The organism is Mesorhizobium sp. P2_B11, assembly GCF_056404855.1.
Genome location: NZ_JBFUDF010000001.1, coordinates 942,853 through 966,590, shown reverse-complemented (window position 1 = coordinate 966,590; position 23,738 = coordinate 942,853). Strand labels below are relative to the sequence as shown.

Annotated in this window: 20 protein-coding genes; 8 read left to right on the top strand and 12 right to left on the bottom strand. The window is 62.2% G+C overall.

Features of this window, described 5'->3' with window-relative positions:
- The 6 genes from AC1DYJ_RS04395 to AC1DYJ_RS04370 form a co-directional block, all read left to right on the top strand.
- Window positions 1–2,150 (top strand): beta strand repeat-containing protein (locus AC1DYJ_RS04395; RefSeq protein WP_477425961.1); only part of this gene is annotated, 2,150 nt, incomplete at its 5' end.
- A 72-nt stretch (window positions 2,151–2,222) separates the two neighbouring features.
- Entirely contained in the window at window positions 2,223–2,591 is a 369-nt protein-coding gene (locus tag AC1DYJ_RS04390; protein WP_477280181.1) for a hypothetical protein, read from the top strand.
- 52 nt (window positions 2,592–2,643) lie between these two features.
- A complete protein-coding gene (locus tag AC1DYJ_RS04385) occupies window positions 2,644–3,381 on the top strand; it encodes a lytic transglycosylase domain-containing protein (protein ID WP_477280180.1) in 738 nt (245 codons plus the stop codon).
- Between the two features lie 98 nt (window positions 3,382–3,479).
- Window positions 3,480–4,667, top strand: coding sequence for an ABC transporter substrate-binding protein (locus AC1DYJ_RS04380; protein ID WP_477280179.1), 1,188 nt, complete (start codon window positions 3,480–3,482; stop codon window positions 4,665–4,667).
- 183 nt (window positions 4,668–4,850) lie between these two features.
- Window positions 4,851–5,528, top strand: coding sequence for a thermonuclease family protein (locus AC1DYJ_RS04375; RefSeq protein WP_477280214.1), 678 nt, complete (start codon window positions 4,851–4,853; stop codon window positions 5,526–5,528).
- Between the two features lie 269 nt (window positions 5,529–5,797).
- Window positions 5,798–6,550 (top strand): GGDEF domain-containing protein, encoded by a 753-nt coding sequence (locus tag AC1DYJ_RS04370; protein WP_477280178.1) that lies wholly within the window; start codon window positions 5,798–5,800, stop codon window positions 6,548–6,550.
- A 252-nt stretch (window positions 6,551–6,802) separates the two neighbouring features.
- Here the strand turns inward: AC1DYJ_RS04370 and AC1DYJ_RS04365 are convergent, their stop codons facing one another.
- From AC1DYJ_RS04365 to AC1DYJ_RS04355, 3 genes are all read right to left on the bottom strand, one after another.
- Window positions 6,803–6,946, bottom strand: coding sequence for a hypothetical protein (locus tag AC1DYJ_RS04365; RefSeq protein ID WP_477280177.1), 144 nt, complete (start codon window positions 6,944–6,946; stop codon window positions 6,803–6,805).
- A gap of 110 nt (window positions 6,947–7,056) precedes the next feature.
- Window positions 7,057–8,379 carry an epoxide hydrolase family protein gene (locus tag AC1DYJ_RS04360; protein WP_477280176.1) on the bottom strand — a complete coding sequence of 441 codons (1,323 nt, stop codon included), beginning with the start codon at window positions 8,377–8,379 and terminating at the stop codon, window positions 7,057–7,059.
- A gap of 160 nt (window positions 8,380–8,539) precedes the next feature.
- Window positions 8,540–9,865: an acetamidase/formamidase family protein gene (locus AC1DYJ_RS04355; RefSeq protein WP_477280175.1), complete on the bottom strand. Its 1,326-nt coding sequence runs from the start codon at window positions 9,863–9,865 to the stop codon at window positions 8,540–8,542.
- Window positions 9,866–10,267: 402 nt separating this feature from the next.
- Between AC1DYJ_RS04355 and AC1DYJ_RS04350 the strand changes: the two genes are divergently transcribed.
- Window positions 10,268–11,854 (top strand): FAD-binding protein, encoded by a 1,587-nt coding sequence (locus tag AC1DYJ_RS04350; protein WP_477280174.1) that lies wholly within the window; start codon window positions 10,268–10,270, stop codon window positions 11,852–11,854.
- 146 nt (window positions 11,855–12,000) lie between these two features.
- Here the strand turns inward: AC1DYJ_RS04350 and AC1DYJ_RS04345 are convergent, their stop codons facing one another.
- The 8 genes from AC1DYJ_RS04345 to AC1DYJ_RS04310 all read right to left on the bottom strand — a co-directional run bounded on the left by AC1DYJ_RS04345 (window position 12,001) and on the right by AC1DYJ_RS04310 (window position 21,240).
- Window positions 12,001–12,729, bottom strand: a complete 729-nt coding sequence (locus tag AC1DYJ_RS04345; protein ID WP_477280173.1) for an ABC transporter permease — start codon at window positions 12,727–12,729, stop codon at window positions 12,001–12,003.
- 4 nt (window positions 12,730–12,733) lie between these two features.
- Window positions 12,734–13,441 (bottom strand): ABC transporter permease, encoded by a 708-nt coding sequence (locus tag AC1DYJ_RS04340; protein ID WP_477280172.1) that lies wholly within the window; start codon window positions 13,439–13,441, stop codon window positions 12,734–12,736.
- An 82-nt stretch (window positions 13,442–13,523) separates the two neighbouring features.
- On the bottom strand, window positions 13,524–14,321 hold the full coding sequence (locus tag AC1DYJ_RS04335; RefSeq protein WP_477280171.1) for a transporter substrate-binding domain-containing protein: 798 nt from the start codon (window positions 14,319–14,321) through the stop codon (window positions 13,524–13,526).
- 69 nt (window positions 14,322–14,390) lie between these two features.
- On the bottom strand, window positions 14,391–16,307 hold the full coding sequence (locus AC1DYJ_RS04330) for a DUF2817 domain-containing protein (protein ID WP_477280213.1): 1,917 nt from the start codon (window positions 16,305–16,307) through the stop codon (window positions 14,391–14,393).
- Between the two features lie 115 nt (window positions 16,308–16,422).
- The gene (locus tag AC1DYJ_RS04325; protein WP_477280170.1) at window positions 16,423–17,919 is read right to left on the bottom strand and encodes an FAD-binding oxidoreductase; all 1,497 of its coding nucleotides are present in this window, start codon (window positions 17,917–17,919) and stop codon (window positions 16,423–16,425) included.
- Window positions 17,916–19,124: a histidinol-phosphate transaminase gene (hisC, locus tag AC1DYJ_RS04320; RefSeq protein WP_477425960.1), complete on the bottom strand. Its 1,209-nt coding sequence runs from the start codon at window positions 19,122–19,124 to the stop codon at window positions 17,916–17,918. Before hisC ends, AC1DYJ_RS04325 begins: the two co-directional genes overlap by 4 nt.
- On the bottom strand, window positions 19,082–20,203 hold the full coding sequence (locus tag AC1DYJ_RS04315; protein ID WP_477280168.1) for a 2Fe-2S iron-sulfur cluster-binding protein: 1,122 nt from the start codon (window positions 20,201–20,203) through the stop codon (window positions 19,082–19,084). The genes hisC and AC1DYJ_RS04315 overlap by 43 nt, the downstream gene beginning before the upstream one ends.
- Window positions 20,200–21,240, bottom strand: coding sequence for an aromatic ring-hydroxylating dioxygenase subunit alpha (locus AC1DYJ_RS04310; RefSeq protein ID WP_477280167.1), 1,041 nt, complete (start codon window positions 21,238–21,240; stop codon window positions 20,200–20,202). Before AC1DYJ_RS04310 ends, AC1DYJ_RS04315 begins: the two co-directional genes overlap by 4 nt.
- Window positions 21,241–21,361: 121 nt before the next feature.
- Between AC1DYJ_RS04310 and AC1DYJ_RS04305 the strand changes: the two genes are divergently transcribed.
- Window positions 21,362–22,270 (top strand): LysR substrate-binding domain-containing protein, encoded by a 909-nt coding sequence (locus AC1DYJ_RS04305; protein ID WP_477280166.1) that lies wholly within the window; start codon window positions 21,362–21,364, stop codon window positions 22,268–22,270.
- Between the two features lie 169 nt (window positions 22,271–22,439).
- Here AC1DYJ_RS04305 and AC1DYJ_RS04300 read toward each other — a convergent pair whose 3' ends face one another.
- Window positions 22,440–23,699 (bottom strand): ABC transporter substrate-binding protein, encoded by a 1,260-nt coding sequence (locus AC1DYJ_RS04300; protein ID WP_477280165.1) that lies wholly within the window; start codon window positions 23,697–23,699, stop codon window positions 22,440–22,442.
- Window positions 23,700–23,738 lie beyond the last annotated feature (39 nt).

The window sequence follows — 23,738 nt, the reverse complement described above, 5'->3', positions numbered from 1 at the left end:
CCTCGAAGGAAAGCACCACCCAGGGCGGCACCTTCACCATCTCCTCGCCCGACGGCATCGCCTCGCTGACCATCGACGGCCACGCCTTCATCACCAACGGCGTGTTCGCCGCCAGCGCCTTCACCACCGCGCTCGGCAACACACTCAACGTGACGGCCTATGATGCCGCGACCGGCATCGTCAGCTACACTTACACGCTGCTCGACAACGAGACGCACGCAACGGGCCTCGGCACCAACAGCCTGTTCGAGAACCTTGCCGTCTCGCTCACCGACCAGGACGGCCAGAACGCCACAGGCACCCTGTCCGTCAACATCGTCGATGACGTGCCGACATTGGGAACCGTGCAAAGCCAGCAGGCAAGCACCGATACGTCGCAGACGCCGGCAGTTGGAACACTGCACTTTGTCGCCGGCGCCGACGGCGTCGGGTCCATGACGATCACGGCCAACACAACAGGCATCACCTCGGCCGGCCACAACCTCATCACGGAACAGTCGGGCAATGTGTTGACCGCCTACGCCGACAACAACAACAACGGAAGCCGCGATGCGGGTGACACGGGGGTCTTCACCATCACCGTAAATCCGAGCGCCGGCACATCGGGGCAGTACACGTTCGACCTTTTGGCGCCACTGGACGGCACTGTCACCAATGTTTCCATTGCCTCGAGCGGCGCCTACGGTTCCGGCCCCAGCAATTCCATCGTGGTGACGGCAGGTGGCCAGAATGTCGTGATGGTGACCGGATGGGCGCCGACGGGCAGCTTCAATGAAGCAGCTTGGCTTGCCGGCGGCAATCCGGCGCTGACGCAGACGTCCAATGTCAACGGCTCGAGCGCCGGTTGGGGGCTTGGCAACAACAACTTTGACGCGGGCGAGTTCATGCGTTTCGATTTCGGAACGCCTAACGACTACGATGGCGCCGGACCCTACACGCCGCCGGCCATCACCATAGCCAGCGTTAGCTACGCCAAGTTTTCGTTCGATGCGGTTACCGCCGGCGACAAGATAGAGTTCGTCGCCCACTATACCAACGGAACCACGGCTTCCTTCACTCCAGCGGTCGGTTCGACACTGCTGACGATCACATCGCCTGCAGGAACACAGATCGCATGGGTCGACGCCTATGAATCGACGGGCAAGACCAAGCTAAACCTCACCGATCTCGGGGTTAGCAGCACCACCGTCGACCATACAATTCCAGTGACACTGCAACTCACGGATGGCGATGGCGACACAACAGGGACGGCGAATTTCACTGTCCACGTGGCCGCCGGTCTGACACCCTTTGCCGTTGCCGCGCCGGTCGTGCTTGACCTCAACCACGATGGAATCCACACCACCGATCTGACGCACTCTACCGTTTCGTTCGACTATAATGGCGATGGCGTCGCTTCGAAGACCGCCTGGGTCGACACGCATGACGGTATCCTGGCGATCGATCTCAATGGCGACGGCAAGGTGAACAACGGTTCCGAGATCGTCTTCACCCAGCATGCCGCCGGCGCCGCGACCGACCTTGCAGCGCTCGAGCAGCTCTATGACACGAACCATGACGGCAAGCTGACTGCCGCCGATCACGACTTTGCCCAGTTTGGCGTCTGGCAGGATGCCAACGGCAACGGCGTGTCGGATGCAGGCGAGTTCAAGTCGCTGGCCGCCCTGGGCATCGTCGAGATCGGCCTCGATAGCAACGACCAGCACTCGGTTTCGGCGGACGGCTCGGTCTTGACCTATGGCGAAGCCACCTTCACGACCGCCGACGGTCAGACAGGCGCTGTCGGCGACATCGGCTTCGGCAATTACGATAGCGCTGGCTCCGGAAGCACGGCCACTATGGCCGGCACTTCAGGAGCCGACACGTTCAAGATCGACAATCTGGACATCAAGGATCTGATCGCCGACTACCATGGCGGTGAAGGGGACAAGATCGACTTGAGCGCGCTGTTCGACAAGGCGCCGGCCGGCGACATCGCCGACTATGTGCATTACGACAGCGCGACCAGCACCGTGAGCGTCGACACCAGCGGCTCGGGCAACGCTGCCAACTTCGTGGATGTCGCCGTTCTGCAGAATGCGCCTGCCGCCGGCACGATCAACATCCTCTACGACGACACGCAACATCAACAGCACACGGCCACGATTTAGCACTTATGCGTGGCCGTGCTCTCATGCTATATATTAGCGAAACATAAAACCAGGGTTTGGAGAGGGACTTACATGAAGCGTTGTGCAAGATTGCTGGCTTCGGCTACGGCGCTGCTGCTGGCTGGATCGACGGGCTTCGCCGCCGACATCATCGAAGGGCCGGTGGCCGATTATTGCCGCACGGTCGGCACCTCGAACCTGGTGCTGAACGACAACATCGTCGATCTCAAGGCCGAGGTGGTAAAGCTGATGGACGAGTCGGTGGCCGTCGCCAACAGCTCGGAATGGATCAATTCTTCGCGCCCTGCCTTCGTCTGGGCATCGGAAGCCAAGGTCGCGTGCGGCATGGCCTATGGCTATCTCAAGACGAACTACAAAGACGAAGACACCCTCAACAAATGCGAATGCTTCCACGATCGCATGGTCGAGTACATGAACTGACCGGCAGGAACCGAGCCGCGCCGTTTGGCTGACCGCGATGGTCGGCGGACGATTGACCAAGGCGATCGCTGCGGCGATCGCATTCAGCGGTTTTGGCCAGCTTGTCACGCAAGCCCACGCCAACTGGCTGGAACGACCTAGCCTGGAGAGAGCAGCCCCGTTCGGCTTACCGCGGCCGGCCCGCTGCGACGCTGCCCCGGAATGGACGCGCGAGACATTCAAGGCGTTCGCGACATGCCAGGCATCGCTCTACGGCCTGGAGCCGGTGCTGGCGCACGCGGTGATGGAGATCGAAAGCGGTTTCGATCCCGATGTGCACGGCGCCGATGGTGAAGTCGGCTTGATGCAGGTGATGCCGGGAACGGCGCGAATGCTCGGCTTTCGCGGTTCGCTCGACGAGCTTGGCGCGCCGGCGACCAACATCGCGCTCGGCGTCAGATATCTGGCGCAGGCGAACAGCCTTGCCGCAGGCGACCTCTGCACCACCGTCATGAAGTATCGCGCCGGGCATGGTGAAACCCGGTTCTCCGAACTTTCGGTCCGCTACTGCCGGCGTGCGCGTGCGATCCTGGCGCGAGAAGGTTTTGCGGTGACCGGGCCGCTACCGCTGGCGACGTTCGGCTTTTCCGCATTCCCATCCGCAGACGACAGCGCCCCTGCCCAGGGCAAGCGGATTTGCGTGCGCCGGCTGTTCGTGCCGGGGCCGCGATACATGAAATGCGCCGACTATCGAAGCGTCGGGCAAGCCAAGGTGATCAAGGCGCTCCGGGCAAGACTCTTCGACGGCTAGACCACGATCCAGCAATTACAAAGACGGCGAGGCAAGTCTGCCGTAAGATGAATGGGATGAGACCGGGACGAACACTCGGCGGGATATGGGGAGGCATCATGAAATCTGGCCGGCAGGGCCACTATTCGTGGACGTGGGCGATCGCGTTTGCAGTTATGGTGTCAGGCTGCCAGTCGAAAGGCAGCGTCTCGGACGCGCTCGATCCGGCTGCGATCGCCGCACCTGGAGCGCCGGCCACCGCTGCCGTTGCCAGCCCGGCCACGCAATCGCTCGGCACCGGGCCGACGAAGGTCGCGATGCTGCTGCCTTTGTCGGCCCCTGGTGCCGCCGGCGAAAACGGCAGGAAGATGCTCGACGCAGCCAAGCTGGCGATGAGCGATCTTGGCAATGCCTTGCTCACTGTCACAGTCGAGGACACCAAGGGTGACAGCGCACACGCCAGCGAATTGGCGGTGAAGGCGATCACGAGCGGAACCAAGATCGTCATCGGCCCGGTCGAGCTTCCGGCCGCTCAGCACATAGCCAAGCTGTCGGGATCGCAGCGGCCGCCGGTGCTGGCGCTGGCCGACAATTTCGCCGGTGGCCCGGGCGTCTATGCGGTACGCCTTAACGAGGCCGACAGCGCGGCCGCGGGCGCAGCCGGCCTGGCATCCAAAGGCAGCAAGAAGTTCGTGCTGCTCGTCGCGGCCGGCGCGAATGCCGGCGCGATTGAAAAGCGGGTCGCCAACAGCCTCAGCATCTATGGCGCGACACTCGCCGTCACCATTCCGTATTCGGCCGGTGACGGCGGCACAAAAGCAGTCAACGACATGGGCTCACTGGTCGATGCTCCCGATGCCATCGTCATCGCCAGCGGCGACGATAGTCCGTCTCAGATCCTTGCGGCGCTCAAATCGAAAGGCATTCCGGGAAAAGCCGTTGCCGTCGTTGGAACCAACCGCTGGCTGGAACGTCCGATCGAACCGCTGTTCGAAGGATCCTACATCGCCACCCTCGACCCAAACGAAACCGGGCCGATCGCCGACCGCTTCAAGACGACCTACAATTATCCGGCCGACGCCAATGTCGCCTACGCCTATGATATGGTCGCCCTGACAGCGGGGATTGCCAGTGCGGTCGGGCCTGACGGTTTCAACAAGCAGGTGCTCGAAAATCGCAGCGGATTTCGCGGATCGACCGGCTTGTTCCGGTTTCGGGCGGATGGCTCCAGCGAGCGATCCATGCCCTTTTATCAGGTTCAAAAAGGTGCGCTCAAACTGGTCGCCAAATCGACGTCGGGGTACTAGAGCGTTTCACCGTTTCACAGAAACGGCGAACCGCTCTATCTCTTTGTTTTTGCGCAATTCCCAAGGGAAAGCGGTACCCGCTTTTCCCGGGAAAATCGATCACACTTTTCCTGGAATTGCTCTAAGGGCAAGACGCCCTGGGGTCTGCTTGAGCTGATGGGCTGGCTGAGGCGCAATCGCTTGGTGGTGTTGCTCGGAAGCCTGCTGCTTCTGACCGGGATCTTGTCGATCATCCGGGCCGCCGATTTTCTTGCCATCGATCGACCGGTACCCGCGCCACGTCAATCGGTCGACGATAGCCAGCCATCGCGACCGCCAGCGACCGTCGCCGATACGCCATGGCGAGGGCGGGCACGCAAGATTGCTCAGGACCTTATCGCGCCGCCGCAGCTTGATCCTGCGCAAATCGAACGGGCAGAGCCGCGCCCGCCGCTCAGCGACCTTGGCCTGGCAGCACCCGCAGGGATGCGGATGCCAAAGGATTGGTCAGCGGTGCTGCTGTACCAACCGGTTGCCACCTCGTCGGCGACCTTCGAATCCATGGGACGCACGGTAGCCATCAGCGGGGTCCAGGGCATCGACCCGGACACGACCTGTTTGTTTCGCGGCGTCGCCTGGCCTTGCGGCCAGCGTGCACGCGCAACGTTCAATTCGTGGCTGCGCGGTCGGGCGCTCAAATGCTTCGTGCCGCCGTATGTCGATCGTTTTGCCATTGCCGCACCGTGCAATTTGGGCAAACAGGACGTCGGTGCCTGGCTTGTTTCCAACGGCTGGGCGACGGCCCTGGCGAGTGGCATCTACGGCAAGGCGGAGGCGGTGGCCAAGGATGCTGAGATGGGCATATTCGGCCCGCCACAATAGATCATGACGATATCTGGTTGAAATCTCATCATGATCTAACTCTTTGTTGGAGCACGATCTTTTCCAAAAACCGGTACCCACTTTTTTGGATCATGCTCTAGCCGACAATTCGGTGTCGCTACCGTTGCCCGCATAGCCTTGCTTTGAAGGCCAGGTTCAGGCCGATGGTAGGCGATTGCGCCATTACTCAAATTGTATGATTCCTCGAAACTGAATGTGCAACACCTTGGCCTTATGACCAATCGATTCGATCCGCGGGAGTTTGGCTAATGACGACCCCAATGGCGAACAGCTCGCCCCAGCAATGGAAAGACGTCGCATGGCTGACCGCCCTGGGAACTGCGGGTATCTTGCTGCTCTCAGTTGGCCTCAACTACCTGCTTCTGTTTTCGGAAGCATTGACGCCGTTCGCCCGCAGCATGGTCACAGCGGTCCTGTTGCCAGTCATCATAGGTGGCCCGCTTCTCCTGTTCATTGGCCTGCAGCGGATGGAGCTCGGCCATTATCGAAGAGAGCTCAACAAGTCGGCGACCTTTGACAGCCTGACTGGCTGTCTCAACCGGACAGTCTTCACGTCGATGGTCGACAGGAGAACACCCAGGCAGGAGTCGTCCGGTCCACGATCCGGCGCCTTCCTGGTCATTCATCCCGAACATATCAGGTCCATCAATCTGCGCTTCGGGCTGGGCTGGGGTGACGAGGCCTTGCGGCTCATAGCCTCGACCATCCAGTCATCGGTGCGCAAGGAGGATCTGGTGGGCCGCATCGGAACCTCCATGTTCGGGGTCTTTCTGCCCGGTGCGACGGAGGACGACGCCAAGGAGATCGGCGAGCGTATCCGGGCGCGCGTGGCGCAAGCCTATTTCGCGCCGAAAGGAACAGAGGATGTCCTGACCATCAGCGTCGGCGGCGTGGTGTTTGAAAACGAGCTGGCGTTTGAAGACATGTTCCGGTCGGCGGAATCGCTGTTGTCCGGCGTCGAATACAAGCCTGGATTTCAATTGTCGCACCTGCCCAACTAACTCTGAAAGCGGGCCACGCCGCAGCGCGGCTCTGTGGCGCGACCCGTCGAGCCGAGCTGCCAGCTGGCAAGTCGACGGCTTCAGTTGATGATGCCTGACGGCAAAGCGCGATGGGCGTGCCGAAAGCCTGCCGGCACGCGGCTGGCGTCAGGTTCTCAAGGTCCTGGCGCGTGAGGCGGGTGCGTGACGCTTGACGGGTTCGATCCCAGAAGATTGAGCTTGCCAAGCCGATGCCTGCAGCCGGTGCCGAATTTATTCCGAGAGCAACGGAGCTACCGAGGCGGAGGCCGCTGCGACAAGGCCGACCAAGGGCGATGGCTCCTGCGATTTCGGGTCGTAAACACAGGGCGCCGCCAGGATTGCCAGTCCAAGGATGTAGATCGTCAGGAATTTCATGAGCTGCTCCGGGGACGAGGACATGCCTCGTGATATGATGATTGAGAATTCGAGATCGCATCCACCGGCAGCGGCCAGTGGATGCGATTGGCGTCAGTCGCAACAGACGATCAGCGCAGCGACCGGAATGCGAGACGAAGATCCTTGGTCAGGGCTTCGGGCTGCTCCCAGGCGGCGAAGTGTCCGCCCTTTTCCAGCCGGTTGTAGTAGAGCAGATTCGGGAAGGCTTTCTCGACCCAGCTTTTTGGAGCCTGATAGAGTTCATCCGGGAACGCGCTGACCGCAACCGGGATGGTGATCCCCTTTGGCGCGAAAAAGGCGAGCTTGTTTTCCCAGTAAAGACGGGCCGACGACACCGCCGTATTGGTCAGCCAGTAGAGCGTGATGTTGTCCAGCACATCATCGCGCGTCAGTCCTTCGGCCTTGCCATCGAACACACGAGTGATCAGCTCGTAGCTGCGCGCGTCGTGATCGAGCATCCAGGCGGCAAGACCGACCGGCGAATCCTCGATGCCGTACAGGGTTTGCGGACGAGCCGACATCTCCTGGGCATAGGCGAGGCCGTGCGTGTAGAAGAAGTCGAGTTGGCCATAGGCACGCTGCTCGTCGGCCGACAGGCCCGCGGGAGCAGGCTTGTGCACTTCAAGCGCCTTCTCGATCTCGTCAGGAACGGCGCCCGGCATGTTGGTGTGGATGCCGGCGAGTTCCGGCGGTGCCTGAACGGCCATCTGCTCGGTCACGGCGTCACCCCAATCGCCGCCCTGGGCGACAAACCTGGTGTAGCCGAGCCGCTTCATGAGAACGGTCCAGGCACGTGCGATGCGCGCGGGGTCCCAGCCAAGTTCGGTCGGCTTTCCGGAAAAGCCGTAGCCGGGAAGCGAGGGGATCACGACATCGAAGGCGTCCGCCTCGGTGCCGCCATGCGCGGTCGGGTTGGTCAGCGGATCGATGAGCTTCAGCTGCTCGATGACGGAGCCCGGCCAACCGTGGGTGATGATGATCGGCATGGCGTTCTTATGCTTGGAGCGGACATGGATGAAATGAATGTCTACGCCGTCGATGGTCGTCACAAATTGCGGCAAGGCATTCAGCTTGGTTTCGAACTTACGCCAGTCATAGTCGGTCGCCCAATATTGAGCGAGCTTCTGCATGGTTGCCAGTTGCACCCCTTGCGTGATGTCGTTCACCAGCTCCCGGCTCGGCCATTTGGTCGCCGAAATGCGGCTTTTGAGGTCGGCCAGCTCGCTATCGGTCGCGTGAAACTGGAACGGGCGAATTGAGGTGTCGGCAGGACGCGCCGCCTCGCTCGTCGCGGCAGCATCCGCTTGCGCGACAATGGCCGTCGGGGTCGAAGGGTTAGCGTAGGCGGAGATCGGCAGGCCAGCCGCCACGATCAGCGTGGAGGAGGCAAGCAAACGTTTTGTACGGGTCATATCCAGTCGTCCTTTTCTAGATGAAGCCGCTCTCGAACGGATTCGAAGTCGCAGCCGGGCCTCCCCGATGCGCGCGGCGACATCGGGAACAGTTTGGGTTCAACAGTTTGGGTACAGGGGCACGGCCGCCTGACGGCCGCGCAGGGAACACTGAGCGTTGCTAGAGGCCGTAAAGGCCGCGGGCAAAGTCACCCAGGCCCTTGGCATCCAGCGCCGCCAGCGGCGCACGCAGCGTGACGCGCACGACGCCGGGAGCCCGACCGATCTCGATCGCACCGGCGACGGTGGCGCGGTTCATGACCTCGGCGAGGCTGAGGCCAAGCACGTCGGCGGCGCGTTGCAGGCCGTTGTCGGTTGCCTGGTTCAGATTGGCGCCGCTGCCGATGAAGGTCACCGGCGCGTCCTCTTCAACCGCGGCAATTCCATGCCGGGCGGCGAGTGCCGCGACAGCGTGCCTCTCGGCAGCCGTCAAGGGACGCGCGAGGTAGGGCAGATCCTCGCCGCGCGGGAAGAGGATCGGGCCGTCGAGTTTCAACCCCTTGATGACATGCACTTCCAGCGTGGCCGTGCCGGACACGTCAGCGGTGTGCCCGGCAATTTCACCGTCGCCCTGGAAGGCATGCATGTCGCCGAGGTAGATGCCGCCGCCCGGAACCTTGACCGGGCAGATCAGCACCGCCCCTTCGCGAACCGTGTTGACGTCGAGATGGCCGTCGGTCTTGTGGGTGGCAAGCTCTTCCCTGGTCAGCGAGTAGACGTGCGGCGCGTCCAGCAGGAACGAGCCAAAATCGCCGGCATTGTGAGAATCCGGCATCGCCTTCGAGGGCGTGGTGCCGAGCTGCCCGAGGAAGGGGCGCAGCCGCGTGGCGACTGCCACAAGATCAGCCGGAGCAAAGGTCAGGATCGGATGCTGGATGGACGCATCCGGCAGGGCCATCAGCTTCGCCGCGTCCTTCGCCATCCTTTCCGCTTCACGCCGATCGACGGTGAGACCGACATGGCGCTCGTCATCGAAAGCGATCGTATAGCCATTGGCAAAGGTAAAGGGCGTGGCGTCGGCTCCGCACTCCTGACAGCGGATGGCGGTCGGGCCGATGCCTTCGATGCGGGTCGTCGGCCATTCGGTTCCGCAGCCGGGGCAAACCGCGGCACAGAAGGGATCGCCGTTGAAACGGCCAGCCATGACCTTGTCGTGACCGGATGCAGTCGCCGCCGACGTGACCACCAGCGAGCGGATGCGGATGGCGATGGCGTCTCCGATCTCGGCGCCTTCGACGGCCACCGGCCTGGTGACTTCATGTCCGCCCCGGATCGCGGGCGTGATCATCGGCCCCCAACATCCGGGCGCCGTATTGGCGATGATGACGCCGCCATCGGCGACCGGCCCAAGCATGGCGACCTCCGGGTCAAGAACACCGTTGGTCAGCTCATTGACGAAAACGGTGCGCTGCGCCGACCTTGAGTGGGTGGATGATTTTTCAAGCACGCTCGTTCCTCCTTGACCAAGATTGCATCCGAAGCTGGCCGCGATTTGGTCTTTGCGGAGTATCGCCAATGTGTCCGGAAACGGCAGTTTTGTAACGCAGTGTAGCAAGCTGGCAGGGTGCCGCTCACCACGCTGATGCATGCCTGCAAGACCGCAGTGGCGCGATGACCGAACCTGCGAAGTATTCGCCGCCGACGATCCATTGACATTGGTCGGCGACAGGCGCCTAGTTCTCTAATTGAGAAGTATATTCAGTTGCTATGTTATTTTAAGACTTACTTATGTTTCGACGGATCGACGCTGGGGAGAGACGTTCGCCCTTGCGCGAAGCGGCCGGTGTGGGTCTGCAAAGCAGGCACCAAGCAACAGGCATTCGAAGAGAGAAGAGAGAGGAGTTCGCACATGCCAACCCCGCCCATGCCCTATCGCCGCCCGCCACTCGTATCGGACCGGCAGGGTTTCGACCGGCGCTGGTTCGCGCCCAACCTCGAAATGGTGTTCACCCCTACCAGCGCGGACGATGTGCGGGACATGATGAACCAGGCGATCTGGAAGTACAGCTACAAGCCTGGCGAGATCCAGATCACGTGCGGCCGCCACTGCTACGAGGGCTTCGTCTACAATTCGACGACGAAGTGCATCATCGACGTCACCGGGGTCAACAGTTACGGCTTCGACGTCGACAAGGGCTACTACATCGATGTCGGCAACGGCAACTGGGACATGTACCGGACGTTTTTCAATGTCTATGGCCGCACCTTGCCCGCCGGCTCCTGCTATTCCGTCGGGCTCGGCGGCCACATCACCGGCGGCGGATACGGTATACTATCCCGGCTGCTCGGCCTGGCGATCGACTATCTGACCGGCGCCGACGTCGTGGTCACGCCGGAAGACGGCAGAACACCGCAACTGGTCTACTGCAGCGCCAGCCAGCATTCCGGCCTCTACTGGGCGATACGGGGCGGCGGCGGCGGAAACTTCGGCATCATCACCCGCTACTATTTCCAGGACCCGCCGGTGGCGCCGCAATATCTCTATGTCAACACGCTGACCATTCCGTGGAGCAACTTCACCAGTTCCAGCGTGCTGCAGACCTATCTCGACACCTTCTTCCAGTACGAGTGCTACACCGCGCCGTGGGACGAGTTCTCGATCTTCCACGCCAACCACCAGCAGGCCGGTTCGATGACGGTGTCGACCTTCTATCTGTACAACCAGCCGCTCGAAGCCGACGTCGCAATCTACGAAACCGACCTCACCCGGCGCGTCAACGAGCGGCGGCAGCGCTACGCGGCGCTCGGGCCGCTCTCCGACAGGCCGGGTCAGCATATCGGCCATCCAGGCTGGCTGGCCGACAACGGTCCGCTGATGCCGACCGACAGCAACGTCTTCCGCCGCTACACCTTCCTCGAAGGCGTCCAGCAGGTGAACGGCTCGGGGCCTAACCGCTTCGGCAAATACAAGTCCGCCTATATGAACAAGGCTTTTCCACCGGCGCAGGTTTCCGCATTGTGGACATGGCTGCAGAAGGTACCAGCCGGGGTGCCGGCTTCGGACATGGCGGCCAGCCTGTGCCAGATCGATTCCTATGGCGGCAAGATCAACACTGTTGGGTCCAGCGCCACGGCGATCCCCCAGCGCAGCTCGTACATGAAGCTGCAATACCAGACCTACTGGGACAACAGCGCGCCCGTCGGCCTGGACGACCCGGTGCAGGCCAAGCCGCATGTCGACTGGATCAATGGCATGTATTCGGACGTTTACTCCGCCTATGGCGGCTTCCCCGACCCGCGCCGAGATCCCACTGGAACCGTCGACGGCTGCTACTTCAACTACTGCGACACCGCACTCGGCGTGAACGGGACGCCAGGAATCAGCAACGCCATGTACCTCTATTTCAAGGACAACTTCACGCCGCTGCAGAGCACCAAGCACAAATACAACCCGCTCGACTGGTTCCGGAGCGCGCAGAGCATCCCGCTGTCGTGAGAGCAATTTTTCTACAGTGAAATCAAGACTTATGGCGGACCCGAAGGATGTACTATAGTCGTTGATTTTATTGGCTTTTTCGCGAGCAAAAACCAGAAATCTTCCGGTATTGTTCCGTATGGTCCCGACGCGCCTACGGCCGTTGTCTAAACCGCTGCCGATGCATCCAGACGCGGTGTGGATACGCCTTGGCGGGCCTGTGCTTCGTGCCTCATGAGATAGCGCTCTATCGAGCGTACGATCGCGATCAGCAGCAGATTGACGACCAGATACAGGATTCCGGCAATCGCGAAGATTTCGAAGATCGCGAAGGTCTGGCTCATCAGCCGCTTGGCGTAGCCGGTGATTTCCAGCACGGTGATCGTCGAGGCCAGGCTCGTCCCCTTGACCACGAGAATGAGCTCGTTGCCATAGGCCGGGAGCGCCTGGCGGATGGCAAGCGGGAACTCGATGCGGCGAAAGCGCAGAAGCCGTGACATGCCGCAAGCCTGTGCCGCCTCGACCAGGCCGGCCGGAACCGACATCAGCCCACCGCGCAGGATCTCGGATGTATAGGCTGCGGTGTTGAGCGCCAACGCCAGCACCGCGCAGCGGGAACCGTCGCTGATCACCCACCACAGGACGGCGTTGTCCCGGACCAGGCTGACCTCTCCAAGCCCGTAGTAGAAAATGAAGATCTGGACCAGCAGCGGCGTGCCGCGAAAGACGTTGCTGTAATATTTGGCAAAGCCGGCGGCGAAGCGATTGGTCGACAGCCGCATCAGGGCCAATCCCAGGCCGAGATTGAAGCCTATCAGCACCGAGACCAGTGTCAGCGCAGCCGTGACCCACAGGCCTTTGAGCAGAACGGGAACTGCAAGCGGGATGAGTTCCATGGTCCTACCTCCGCACCCGCAGCCGAAGCAGGCGTTCGATGCCGTCGAAGCCGGCCTGGCTGACAAGCGTGATGACCAGATAGACGACAGCCGCGATCAGATAGAAGATGAACGGATGGCGGGTGGAGTTGGCGCCGATATAGGAAATACGCATCAGCTCCTGCAGCCCGACCACCGAAACCAGCGCCGTATCCTTGATCGTGGTCTGCCAGACATTGTTGATGCCCGGAACCGCGATGCGCAACATCTGCGGAGCTATGATGCGGCGGAAGATACGGCTGCCTGGCAGGCCGAGGGCACGCGCTGCCTCGATGTGTCCGCTGGGGATGGAGGCCAGGGCGCCCCGTATCACCTCGGTCGAGTAGGCGCCGGAGATCGCGGCGATGGCGATCACCGCGATGACGAAGGCATAACCGCTTTCCGCCAGCCCGGCATAGCCGAACGCCGTAATGACCTTGGTGACGAACTCGACCGAACTGAAAAACAGCAGGTAGATGACGAGGAGTTCGGGAACGCCCCGAACCACGGACGTGTACCCGTCCACCAGTAATGACAGCGGAAAGATCCTGGCCCATTTGATCAGGCCGCAGACAATGCCGATCAGCAGCCCTGCAACCATGCTGGACAGGCCCACTGCAATGGTTACGGCAGCGCCGCGCAGAATGGCGCCCACCCAACCAGCATCCCAAACCTGCCAGAGACCGAATTCCATGAGGATTGCCCTCTTCAAGGAGTGCGAACGAGCCGGTCGCATGCACCTGCCGGCGCATGCGACCGCGTGCGTTACAACGACGTCAGTTGCACGGCCTAGAGATGTCCGTCTTGAACCATTTCTGGCTGGCCTTGCCGATCGAACCGTCGGCGATCAGTTCGCACAGCGCCTTGTCGATCTTGCCCTTGAGTTCGGTGTTTTCCTGCGCGATGCCGACACCGATTCCTTCACCGAGCGTTGCGTCGAATTTGCTTTGGATCTTGACATCGACCAGCTGAAAATTCTTGCCGTCCGGCTTGTCCAGGAAGTCCTGCAGTGCGGATTGATCCGCGAAAGCCGTGTCGATGCGGCCGCTCGCAAGGTCGATCTGCATCTGGTCAAGCGTGTCGTAGGTCTTCAGGTCGGCATCTGGCGCACGCTTCTCGATGAAATGGGCATGGGTCGTGCCAGCCTGCACGCCGACCTTCTTGCCCGTGAGGGCTTTCAGCAGCGTGTCGACGTCGGTGATCCCGGCGAGATCCGAGCCCTTCGGGGCGACGAACATATTGGCGAGTTCGGCATAGCCGACGCTGAAGTTGATCTCCTTCTTGCGGTCGGCGGTGATCGACATCCCCGAGATGATGACATCGAAGCGCTTGGCCTTCAGCGCCGGGATCAGGCCATCGAAGGCCTGCACGACGAAGTGACACTTCAGCTCGAGCTTGGTGCAGAGCAAGGCGCCGACATCGGCGTCGAAGCCGGTGACGTTGCCATTGGCATCGGACATGCTCCACGGAGGATAGGCGCCCTCCGTGCCGATGGACAATTCACCGTCCGCGGCAAGCGCACTTCCGGTGCCCGCGGCCAGGAATGCGAGCAGCGACAAGACTTTCAGTTTCATGGTCAGTTCCCCTTTTTTGATGTTCATTGCTATCGACCTCTCCGGCGCCAACGGGAGCCTTCGAGGGTGTCACAGCGTCCGGGCCAGGAACTGGCGCAGACGCTCCGAGCGCGGGCTGCCAAACAGCTCCGCCGGCGCGCCCTCCTCCTCCACCTTTCCTTGGTGGAGAAACAGAATCTTGTGAGAGACCTCGCGCGCGAACTGCATCTCGTGCGTCACGAGGATCATCGTGTTGCCTTCCTCGGCGAGCTGGCGGATCACCCGCAGCACCTCGCCGACCAGCTCGGGATCGAGCGCCGATGTCGGCTCGTCGAAGAGGATGACCTTGGGGCGCATGGCAAGCGTGCGGGCGATGGCGGCGCGCTGCTGCTGGCCTCCCGACAACTGGCCTGGATAATGCGCGTGCTTGTCGGAAAGCCCGACCTTCTTCAGCAAAGCATGGGCGTGGTCGACGGCTTTGTCGCGCGGCTCCTTCAGGACATGCCGAGGGGCCTCGGTGATGTTTTCCAGCACCGTCATGTGCGGCCACAGATTGAAGCTCTGGAACACCATGCCGACGCGGGCACGAATTCGCTCGACCTGGGCCATGTCGGCCGGCCCGGCACGGCCGTTCGACGTCTGCTTCATCTTGATGACTTCGCCGTCGATAGCGACCTTGCCACCATCCGGCTGTTCCAAGAGGTTGATGCAGCGCAGAAACGTGCTCTTGCCAGAACCGGATGAGCCGATCATCGAAATGACCTCGCCGGCGTGCGCGGTAAGGTTGACACCTTTCAACACCAGAAGGGGGCCGAAGCTCTTGTGCAAATCCTCGATCTGCACCGCCGGGGTCGTAGCCTTCACCGTGGCCGCGTGATCCGCCGCAATCCGGGCCGGTGGCGGCGCCTGCCCACTCTGGCTGAGCCCGCTTGCCGCGACTTCGACGGCCTGCAATTCCATCAGCGCGCGATCGAAATAGCGCAGGCTGGTGGACAGGCAGGTCCGCTGCCAATCCAGATCGTCGGGAATGAAAGCACCGCGCAGCGTTGCCTTGATCCGTTTGCCGATGATGGAATCGACCCTGCCGAAAAGATGCAGCCAGTTGTCGGCCTGGACCGCATCCATGACAGCGGCTCCATCCAGCGTGCCGCATTCCACGACGAGCGGCAGCACCCGCGCGTTCGGCATCGCCCTGACGACGGCCTCGGAGACATAGCCTGTGGCCGTCGCGGCAATGCCGGTGCCGGTCGTCGCATCCGGCCCGGTGATGACGGTGGCGAGCGCCGGCCCGAAAACGGACTTGCCCCAAGCCATGCCGGAATGCTCGGACGTCGCGACCGAAAGCAGGGCCGGATAGGCGTAGGGGCCGGCACCGGTATGCAGGTCGAAGACGACGGCATGACGCGCGCCGGCGGCAAAGGTCGACAGGATGTCGGTCAACGTCCGGTTCGACCAGACGGCGGCTGAACCGCCATAAAACAGTCCGTCGGGAAATTCGTATTGACCGGCCTCGACAATGGCCGCCAGCCCCGCCTGCCCGAGCATTTTTTTGGTGGCGAGCAGCTTTTCATCGGCAGCGACGCGCTCCGGTCCTTCCCATTCCCTACACGTCAATATGCCGTGCAGTCCGGCATAGGCGTTGTTTTCCGGTGGTGTGCCCGCGGACCAGTCGATGAAATTGCGGTTGAGGTCGACATTGTCCTCGTTGACGCGTCGGGACCACGCCGTACCCCAGGGGTTGATCAGGTGGATCGCCAGCACGGCCGTTTCCGCGTCCAGCTTCCACGGGCTCTTCTGACTGAGCCAGGCGGCCTGGCAGGCCGAGCCGAATGCCCCTTCCACGCCATGGGTGCCGGAAATGAGCACAATGAGTTTTTGCGCATCGCGCCGCCCCAACAGCGCGACATCGGTCGCCAGAACCTCACCGTCCGGCCCATGCAGCGGATGGAGATATTCGGTCAGTTCTGCGCCCGCGCGTTGCGCCGCCTTGCGAAACCTGTCGCGCATCGCCGAGAAGCTGACCGCGAATGGCGCTGGCGCATGGTCAGGACGCGTCGTGGTTTCTTCTGCACGGACGGCAGCGTCGGCCGATTTTTCCGGTCCATGCAATTTCGCGATGGGGCTATTCATCGGCGTTCTCATCTTGGCGTTGTGATCGGTGCTCATCGGACGCAGGCGGCGAGGGCGAACGGACGACCCAGCCACGACCGGGCAGCACCTTGTCGGGGTTCATCAGCGACTGGCCGTCCAGCGCCTTCTTGACCCGTTCCATCGTGGCGAGCTTGGTCTCATCGGCCGTTGCCAGCAGCGAATGGATGCGCTTGGAGCCGATGCCGTGCTCGGCGGAAAAGGAACCGCCAAGCGCGCGCAGGCCATCATAGAGAACACGCTCGACCGCGGCCGCCAGTTGTTGGGGAAGCGGCCCGCGACGGTTCAGGATGATGTGCAGATTGCCATCGGCGAGATGCCCGAAAACATACGGGGCGAGATCGGGTTCGATCGCAGCGAGGCCAGTGATGGCCCGATCGAGATAGGCCGGAATCTCCGACAGCGGCACCGATACATCGAACGACGGCGCGTTCGGATGGGCGCGGTAGACGACGCTGCTGTCTTCGCGCAGCCGCCACAGATCGTCTTCCTGCCTGCGCGAACTGGCGATGATGCCTGTCGCCTCCGGGAAACGCTCGACGGTTTCGCAATAGAGCCGCTCGAAATCCTCATGAAGCGCCTCTTCACGGCCGCCGCCAAGCGACAGCAGCAGGAAGATCGGCTGATCGGGCGCAACGCCCGGTTCAGACCAACCGTGCGCCTTGGCGGCGAGGCTGAAATAGGAATTCCACATCGCCTCAGCGGCGCGCAAATGCCCGGCGCTCGATTCGAAAGCCAGGCGGATGGTTTCCAGAGCCGCCTCGACGGAAGGCAGCCCGAAAAGCGCGGTAGCGGTTGCCTTGGGCGACGGGTCGAGCTTGACGACCACGCGCGTGACGATGCCAAGCGTTCCCTCGGCGCCGATGAAAAGATGCTTGAGGTCATAGCCGGCGGAGTTCTTCACCACCCGGGTGAGATCGCCATAGACGGAGCCATCCGCCATCACCGCCTCGAGACCGAGGACCCGATGGCGCATGACCCCGTTGCGAAAAGCCATCATCCCGCCGGCGTTGGTGGACACCATGCCGCCGATCGTCGCCGTGCCGCGCGCGGCAAGATCGATGCCCGGCTCCAGACCATGGAGCCTGGCTGCGGTCTGCAAGTCTTCCAGGGTGACGCCGGCGCCGACGGTTGCGGTGCGCTCGACCGGGTCGAGCCGCTCGATCCGGTTCATGCGTGCCAGGGACAGGACGATCTCACCGGCGTGCGAAATGCTTCCGCCGACAAGGCCCGTCCCGCCGCCGAGCGGCACCACCGGGATTTCGTATTGACCGCATATGCGCACAACAGCGGCGACCTCTTGCGTGGACGCCGGCAGAACAAGGATGGCCGCGTCCCGGTCGGCCGTCCCGGCGATGTCGGCAATGCGGACATTCGCTTCGCCGACGATGGCGCGAAGGCTTTCAACGACCGGCAGCGGCACCGGATTGCCGATGCGTTTGTCCTCACGTGCAACAGCGGTGGCTTTCATTGGCCTGCGTGCCCCCGAAGCGCCGCGACAAAACGATCATTGTCGGCGGGCGAGCCGATCGTCACCCGCAGGTAGCGTTCATAGCCGCTCTCGCGCCACGCCTTGACGATGATCCCTTGCCCGAGCAGCGAGGCCGCCAGGCGCGCGCTGTCATCGTTGCAATCAAAGAAAAGGAAATTCGTCTGCGATCGCGCAACCCGCAAGCCAAGCCCGGCGAGTGCCGCCGCGACACGCTCCCGCTCTGCTCGCACACGATTGGCCGAGGCTTTCATCCAGCCGTCGTCCGCCAGCGCGGCGATGGCCGCGATCTGTGCAGCCCCGTTGACGTTGAACGGTGTTTTCGCAGCGGCGATGACGCCGGCGAGTTCGAGGCTGGAGCACAAGGCGTAGCCGACGCGCAGCCCGGCCAAGCCATAGGCTTTCGAAAATGTCCGTAACACGACATGGTGGATGCCGCTGTCTCGCAGCGTCGTAATGCCGTCGGGCGCGCCCGGATCGGCGAATTCGAAATAGGCCTCGTCGAGAACAAGAAGCGTGCCCGGGCGAATGGCTGCGATGAGGCGTTGCAAGGCGCCGCGGTCGAGCCCCGGCCCCACTGGATTCCAGGGCGAGGAGAGGAAGACGATCCGCGGCTCGGTCGCAATTGCGGCTTCCAGTGCGCCGAGATCAAATCCCATATCCGTCGTCATGGGAACCTTGATGACTTTGGCGCCGGCCGCCAGAGGCTCAATTTCGTGCAGGCCGAAGCTCGGCACCGTCGTGACAACGCAAGCCCCAGGCACAAGGACGGCACGCGAGATGGCGGCGATCATCTCCTCCGATCCGTTGCCGACGACGATCCGACCAGGGTCGATTGCCACCTTCTCGCCAAGTGCTGCACGCAATGCCGTGCAGGCCGGGTCGGCATAGCGCCATGGTTCGAACGATGGCGATGCCAGCGCCTGCATGACCTTTGGCGAACAGCCATCGGGATTCTCATTGCTGGCCAGTCGGGCGATGTCCTGACGCCCGCTGAGCGTGCGCGCCACCGCAATGTTCATGCCTGCATTGTAGGGCGGCAATGAAGCGATATGCGGATTGAAGGAAAGCGCTGACTTTGACGTGCTCGAATTGTCCAATCCAGAGGTCCTTCCCGATACGCTTTCTTGGCGGATGCGATCCATCAGATATCCACGACGACAGAGCCGCGCGGCCTTGAGCAGCACAGCAGCACTTCGCCCGGCTCAAGGTCATCGAGCGGCTCTTCGAAATACCTGACCTCGCCGTCGACCAGCCGCGACTTGCATGTCGAGCAGACGCCGGCACGGCAGCTGAATTCCGGCTCCAGGCCTTGCTTTTCAGCGAATTCTAGCAGCGATGAGACGCCGTCCCATGCAACCTTGATGCCCGACTTCCGGAACTCGACCACAATGGCTTTGCTGTCGACCACGGTCTCCACTTTTGGTGAGACGGTGACGGCAGGCGGGGCGACATCGAGCACCGTGGCCGGGCCGAAAAACTCGTAGGCGACACGCGCTTTCGGCACGCCAAGCCCCCGCACGGTGGCATAAACAGCCTGCATGAAGGGCGGCGGGCCGCACAGGTAGAAGTCGTAATCGTCGAGCGGCAAAAGACGCTGGAGCATTTCGCGTGAGACCACGCCCTCGCTGTGGAATTTTCGGTCCGATCTGTCGCGCTCGGTCGGGAAGCGATAGCAGAAGTGAACGGTCATCCCGGATCGCGTGGCGGCCAGGGCCGACACCTCCTCGCGAAAGGCATGGACCTCCCCGTTCTCACAGGCGTGGATGAAGACGACGCGGCGATCGGGTGCCGATGCCAACGCATGCAGCATCGAAACCATCGGCGTCAGGCCGACGCCACCGCTGAGCAGGACAACGGGCCGATTGCTGCTGGTGTCGAGAACGAAATCGCCACGCGGCCCCTCGGCCGACAGGACATCGCCGACCTCGACCTCGTCATGCAGGAAGCAGGAGCTCACCCCGGCCGGAAGCCCTTGTGTTGGTGCCGCCTCCCGCTTGACGCTGATGCGATAGGAGCCGGCAACGCCCGGCGCGCCGGAAACGCTATAGTTGCGCAGCACATGGTCCTTTGCGCCCGCCGTTTCCTTCGCGACCGGAATACGAAACACCAGGAACTGCCCCGGTTGGTAGGCACGCCAGTCCTGCGCCTGCACCGGCTCGAGCAGAAACGATGTGATGATCGCGCTCTCCTTCACCTTCGCGACCACTTTCAGGTCACGAAACCCGCTCCGTCCCAAACTTGCGCGGGCGGACAGTGAGCTCATTCGGCCGCCGCCAGTTGCTGGCTTTCAGCGGCAATGAGTTTCGAGAGATTGCGGCGGAAGCGCATCGGGCCGACATCGATCTTGAGATCGAGATTGGGTGTCCGCTTGTTGGCCATGCCTTTGTGCACGGCATTCAGGACAGCGCGGTCTTCATCGAATGCCCCGCGCACCGACGTCGCGAACTGGCGCGAGACCTCCTGGTCGTCGGGCGCGAAATTGCGCATCTGGAACCAGTAATATTTGGTCTGGTTCTCATCGACCGGTGTCATGAAGTTGTAGCTGTCCATGAGGAACACATCCTCATGCAGCGGCTTACCCTCGCCGCCAGTGCGGGCCGGCACGAAGATGGCCTTGATGATGGCGTTGGAGGGGTAACGCACCTCGTAGTGCTGCTTGCGGTCGCAATTGCCGGAGAATTTGAGGAAAGGCGCATAGAATGGCGCCGGTGCGGCATCGACCACCCAGCGCCACACGGTCACGCCGTCCACGCCCACGGTGGTTTCGAGCGGCGCATCCTCCATCGCCTGAACGCCGCCGAAGGAGGACTGATGGACCCAGGAGACATGCGAGGGGTCGAGCAGATTGTCGGTCATGTAGAGATAGTTGCAGTCGAGCGTCATGGACTCGCCGCGATTGACGCCCCATGCCGGATCACCCCAGTGGTCGACCGCGAAGATCAGCGCGGGATCGGCCTTTGTCGCCTCGCCCATCCAGACCCAGAGCAGCCCGTAACGCTCTGCGATCGGATAGGAACGGACGCAGGCGACGTGCGGTATCTTTTCAGCACCGGGAACACGCGTACAGGTTCCGGTGCTGTCGAAAGTCAGCCCGTGATAGCCGCACTCTACCGTGTCGCCCTTGATGCGGCCCATCGACAGCGGCAGCTTGCGATGCGGGCAGGCGTCTTCAAGTGCGGCCACGACGCCGTCGGTCTTGCGGTAGAGGACAATGTCTTCGCCGAGGATGCGCACGGGCTTGAGCCCCTCACCGACTTCGGCGTCCCATGCCGCTACGTACCAACAATTTCGAAGAAACATGGCGTCCTCCCGAGCTTGCGACTGCCAAATCGATAGCTGTCGGGCCGGGCACGACAAAGGGCTTGCATCTGCGTTCTATTTTAGAAATGCTAAAACAAAGCGACCCCAGGATTGTTCCCAGGTGAAGAACGCGCTCCCTCTCCGTGCCATACAGGCGTTCGAGGCTTTCGGCCGATGCGGCAGCGTTACCGCCGCCGCTGAAGAGCTTGGGGTTTCCGTCGGCGCGGTCAGCCAGCAGATCCGCAAGGCGGAAGACGCGCTCGGCCTCAGTTTACTCGAACGCCGTGGCAGGAGTGTCGCGCTGACGTCCTGGGGGAGAACCTACCATGCGGCCGTTTCCTCAGGCTTCGAACAGCTTCGCGACGCGCAGCACATTGTCGAGCGGGCGCGTTCGGAAAGCGCGCTCACCATCTCTTGCCTGCCCTCGCTTGCCAGCAAATGGCTGGCGCCACAGCTTCTGGATTGGCAGATCGCCCACGCCGGGGCGACGGTGCGTTTGATCGGCGCCGAGCAGGAGCCGCGTTTCGACGACGACCAGGTGGATTTCCGAATCTCATACGGCACGAAGGTTCACGAGTTCGACCACTATACCGAGTTGTTCACGGACTGGGTGGTCCCCGCCTGCGCGCCTGGATTGCTGGCTGGCCGCCCCGTCAAGCGGCCGTCAGATATCCTTGATTTTCCCTTGCTTGGCATAGAGTGGGCACGAGACCATCAGTCGCCGCCGAGCTGGGCGGAGTGGGCCAGGACTATCGGCGCGTCGCACCGAAGGACGTCCGGTGAAGTGGCGTTCTCCTTGTCCAGCGCCGCGATAGACGCCGCGATCAATGGAAGGGGGTTTGTCCTTGCCCAACTGTCCATGGCCGCAGAAGACATCGCATCCGGCCGGCTGATCGTACCCTTCAACGAGCGCGTACAATTGCCCGCTGCCTATTTTCTTGCCTGGGACCGCGCCGCGCTGGATAAGCCATTCGGACCACAACTGCGTGCCTGGATCGTTTCGATCTCCAAGCGGCTGGATGCTTCCTAATCTGACCCACCGGCGAAATATCCGATGGATGGAGCCGGATAGAAGACCGCAGGCGATGTGGCGGGCGTGACGAAGGGCCCGCAGAATTTGCGCTTTCGGCTCTCTCGCCGCCGCGCGTTGTCCGGCGCTGATCCCGAGGATCGAATGCGCCGGACAAGGTGCCTGTGCCTTACTGCAGCTTCGCCTGCAATGCATTGACGTCGTCGGTAGTCATCTCGCCGTCGGTCGTCACTTTGCCGTCGACGATCTTCCACAGACGGAACGGACCAGTGATGTCGCCATACTTGTCGAAGGCGACCGGGCCGATGACACCTTCGTAACGGATCGGCTTGCCGTCCTTGATCAGGCCGAGCGCCTTGGCGAATTCGTCCTTGCCGGCATAGATCGGTGCACCGGCCGGATCGACCGCCTTGTACATGGCGTCCTTGATCTTGGCCGGATCCTCGGAGCCGGCAATGGCGATGGCGAGGCCGACAATGGCGCCGGCATCGTAGGAACGGTCAGCCGCCGGGTTCGACGGTTCAATGCCGGAAAACGCCTTGTAGTTCTTGGTGAAATACTCCGTCGAAGCCGTCGGGCTGGTGCCCGAAGAGGTGCCATAGGCATCCTTGAGATAATCGGCGCCGACGGATTCGATGAAGTCCGGGCTGTTCATGCCGTCATTGAGCAGGAATTTCTGCACGCCACCCTGCGAGATCCAGGTGCGGGCGACCGTTGCGCCGTCGACCGGCGTGCTGACGAGATAGAGCCCGTCCGGTTCGCCGCCCATTGCCGCCGTGACTTCCGAGGCATAGCTCGACTGCTTCTCGTTATAGGGCGTGTCGGAGACGATGGTGCCGCCGAGCGCTTTGTAGGCGCGCGAAAACTCCGCCACCATGTTGACGCCGAAGTCGTTGTTGACATGGATGATCGACAGTTTCTTGAAGCCCTTGTCGACGGCGTATTTAGCGGCCGCCACGCCCTGCAGCGCATCCGACGTGATGGTGCGGAAGAAGATGCCGTTGGTCTTGCCGTCGCGACCAAGCGTGGTCAGCGTCGGCGAGGACGACGCCGGCGAGACCTGGACGATTTTGGCCGGCCCGGTGACCGAGGTCAGGATCGGGATCGACACCGAGGAGATGATGCCGCCGATGATCACCGGCACCTTCTTGACCTGCACCAGCTGGGTTGCGGCGTCGACGGCGATATTGCCCTGGCTCTGGCTGTCGCGCGTGTCGGTCACCAGATCGCAGCCGCGCACTCCGCCAGCTTCGTTGATGTCGCGGAAGGCCATTTCGACCGACTTGGCGCCGGCCTGGCCGTATTCGCCGGCCGGTCCGGTCAGTTCCATGACCAGGCCGACGGTGATCTTGCAGTCTGCTGCGTGTGCGGCGCCGGCCATCGTCACGAGAGCCAGTGCGGTGGTGAATTGAAGTATTGTCTTTTTCATTTTCATTGCTGTTCCCCTTTTCTCACTCAAAACTTTGCC

Coding starts and splice junctions, on each gene's coding strand:
- AC1DYJ_RS04325 (WP_477280170.1), bottom strand. CDS start 17,919: ATGAAAGCCACCGCTGTTGCACGTGAGGACAAACGCATCGGCAATCCG.
- AC1DYJ_RS04390 (WP_477280181.1), top strand. CDS start 2,223: ATGAAGCGTTGTGCAAGATTGCTGGCTTCGGCTACGGCGCTGCTGCTG.
- AC1DYJ_RS04380 (WP_477280179.1), top strand. CDS start 3,480: ATGAAATCTGGCCGGCAGGGCCACTATTCGTGGACGTGGGCGATCGCG.
- AC1DYJ_RS04330 (WP_477280213.1), bottom strand. CDS start 16,307: ATGCGCGACAGGTTTCGCAAGGCGGCGCAACGCGCGGGCGCAGAACTG.
- AC1DYJ_RS04335 (WP_477280171.1), bottom strand. CDS start 14,321: ATGAAACTGAAAGTCTTGTCGCTGCTCGCATTCCTGGCCGCGGGCACC.
- AC1DYJ_RS04370 (WP_477280178.1), top strand. CDS start 5,798: ATGACGACCCCAATGGCGAACAGCTCGCCCCAGCAATGGAAAGACGTC.
- AC1DYJ_RS04300 (WP_477280165.1), bottom strand. CDS start 23,699: ATGAAAAAGACAATACTTCAATTCACCACCGCACTGGCTCTCGTGACG.
- AC1DYJ_RS04345 (WP_477280173.1), bottom strand. CDS start 12,729: ATGGAACTCATCCCGCTTGCAGTTCCCGTTCTGCTCAAAGGCCTGTGG.
- AC1DYJ_RS04340 (WP_477280172.1), bottom strand. CDS start 13,441: ATGGAATTCGGTCTCTGGCAGGTTTGGGATGCTGGTTGGGTGGGCGCC.
- AC1DYJ_RS04350 (WP_477280174.1), top strand. CDS start 10,268: ATGCCAACCCCGCCCATGCCCTATCGCCGCCCGCCACTCGTATCGGAC.
- AC1DYJ_RS04365 (WP_477280177.1), bottom strand. CDS start 6,946: ATGAAATTCCTGACGATCTACATCCTTGGACTGGCAATCCTGGCGGCG.
- AC1DYJ_RS04360 (WP_477280176.1), bottom strand. CDS start 8,379: ATGACCCGTACAAAACGTTTGCTTGCCTCCTCCACGCTGATCGTGGCG.
- AC1DYJ_RS04310 (WP_477280167.1), bottom strand. CDS start 21,240: ATGTTTCTTCGAAATTGTTGGTACGTAGCGGCATGGGACGCCGAAGTC.
- AC1DYJ_RS04315 (WP_477280168.1), bottom strand. CDS start 20,203: ATGAGCTCACTGTCCGCCCGCGCAAGTTTGGGACGGAGCGGGTTTCGT.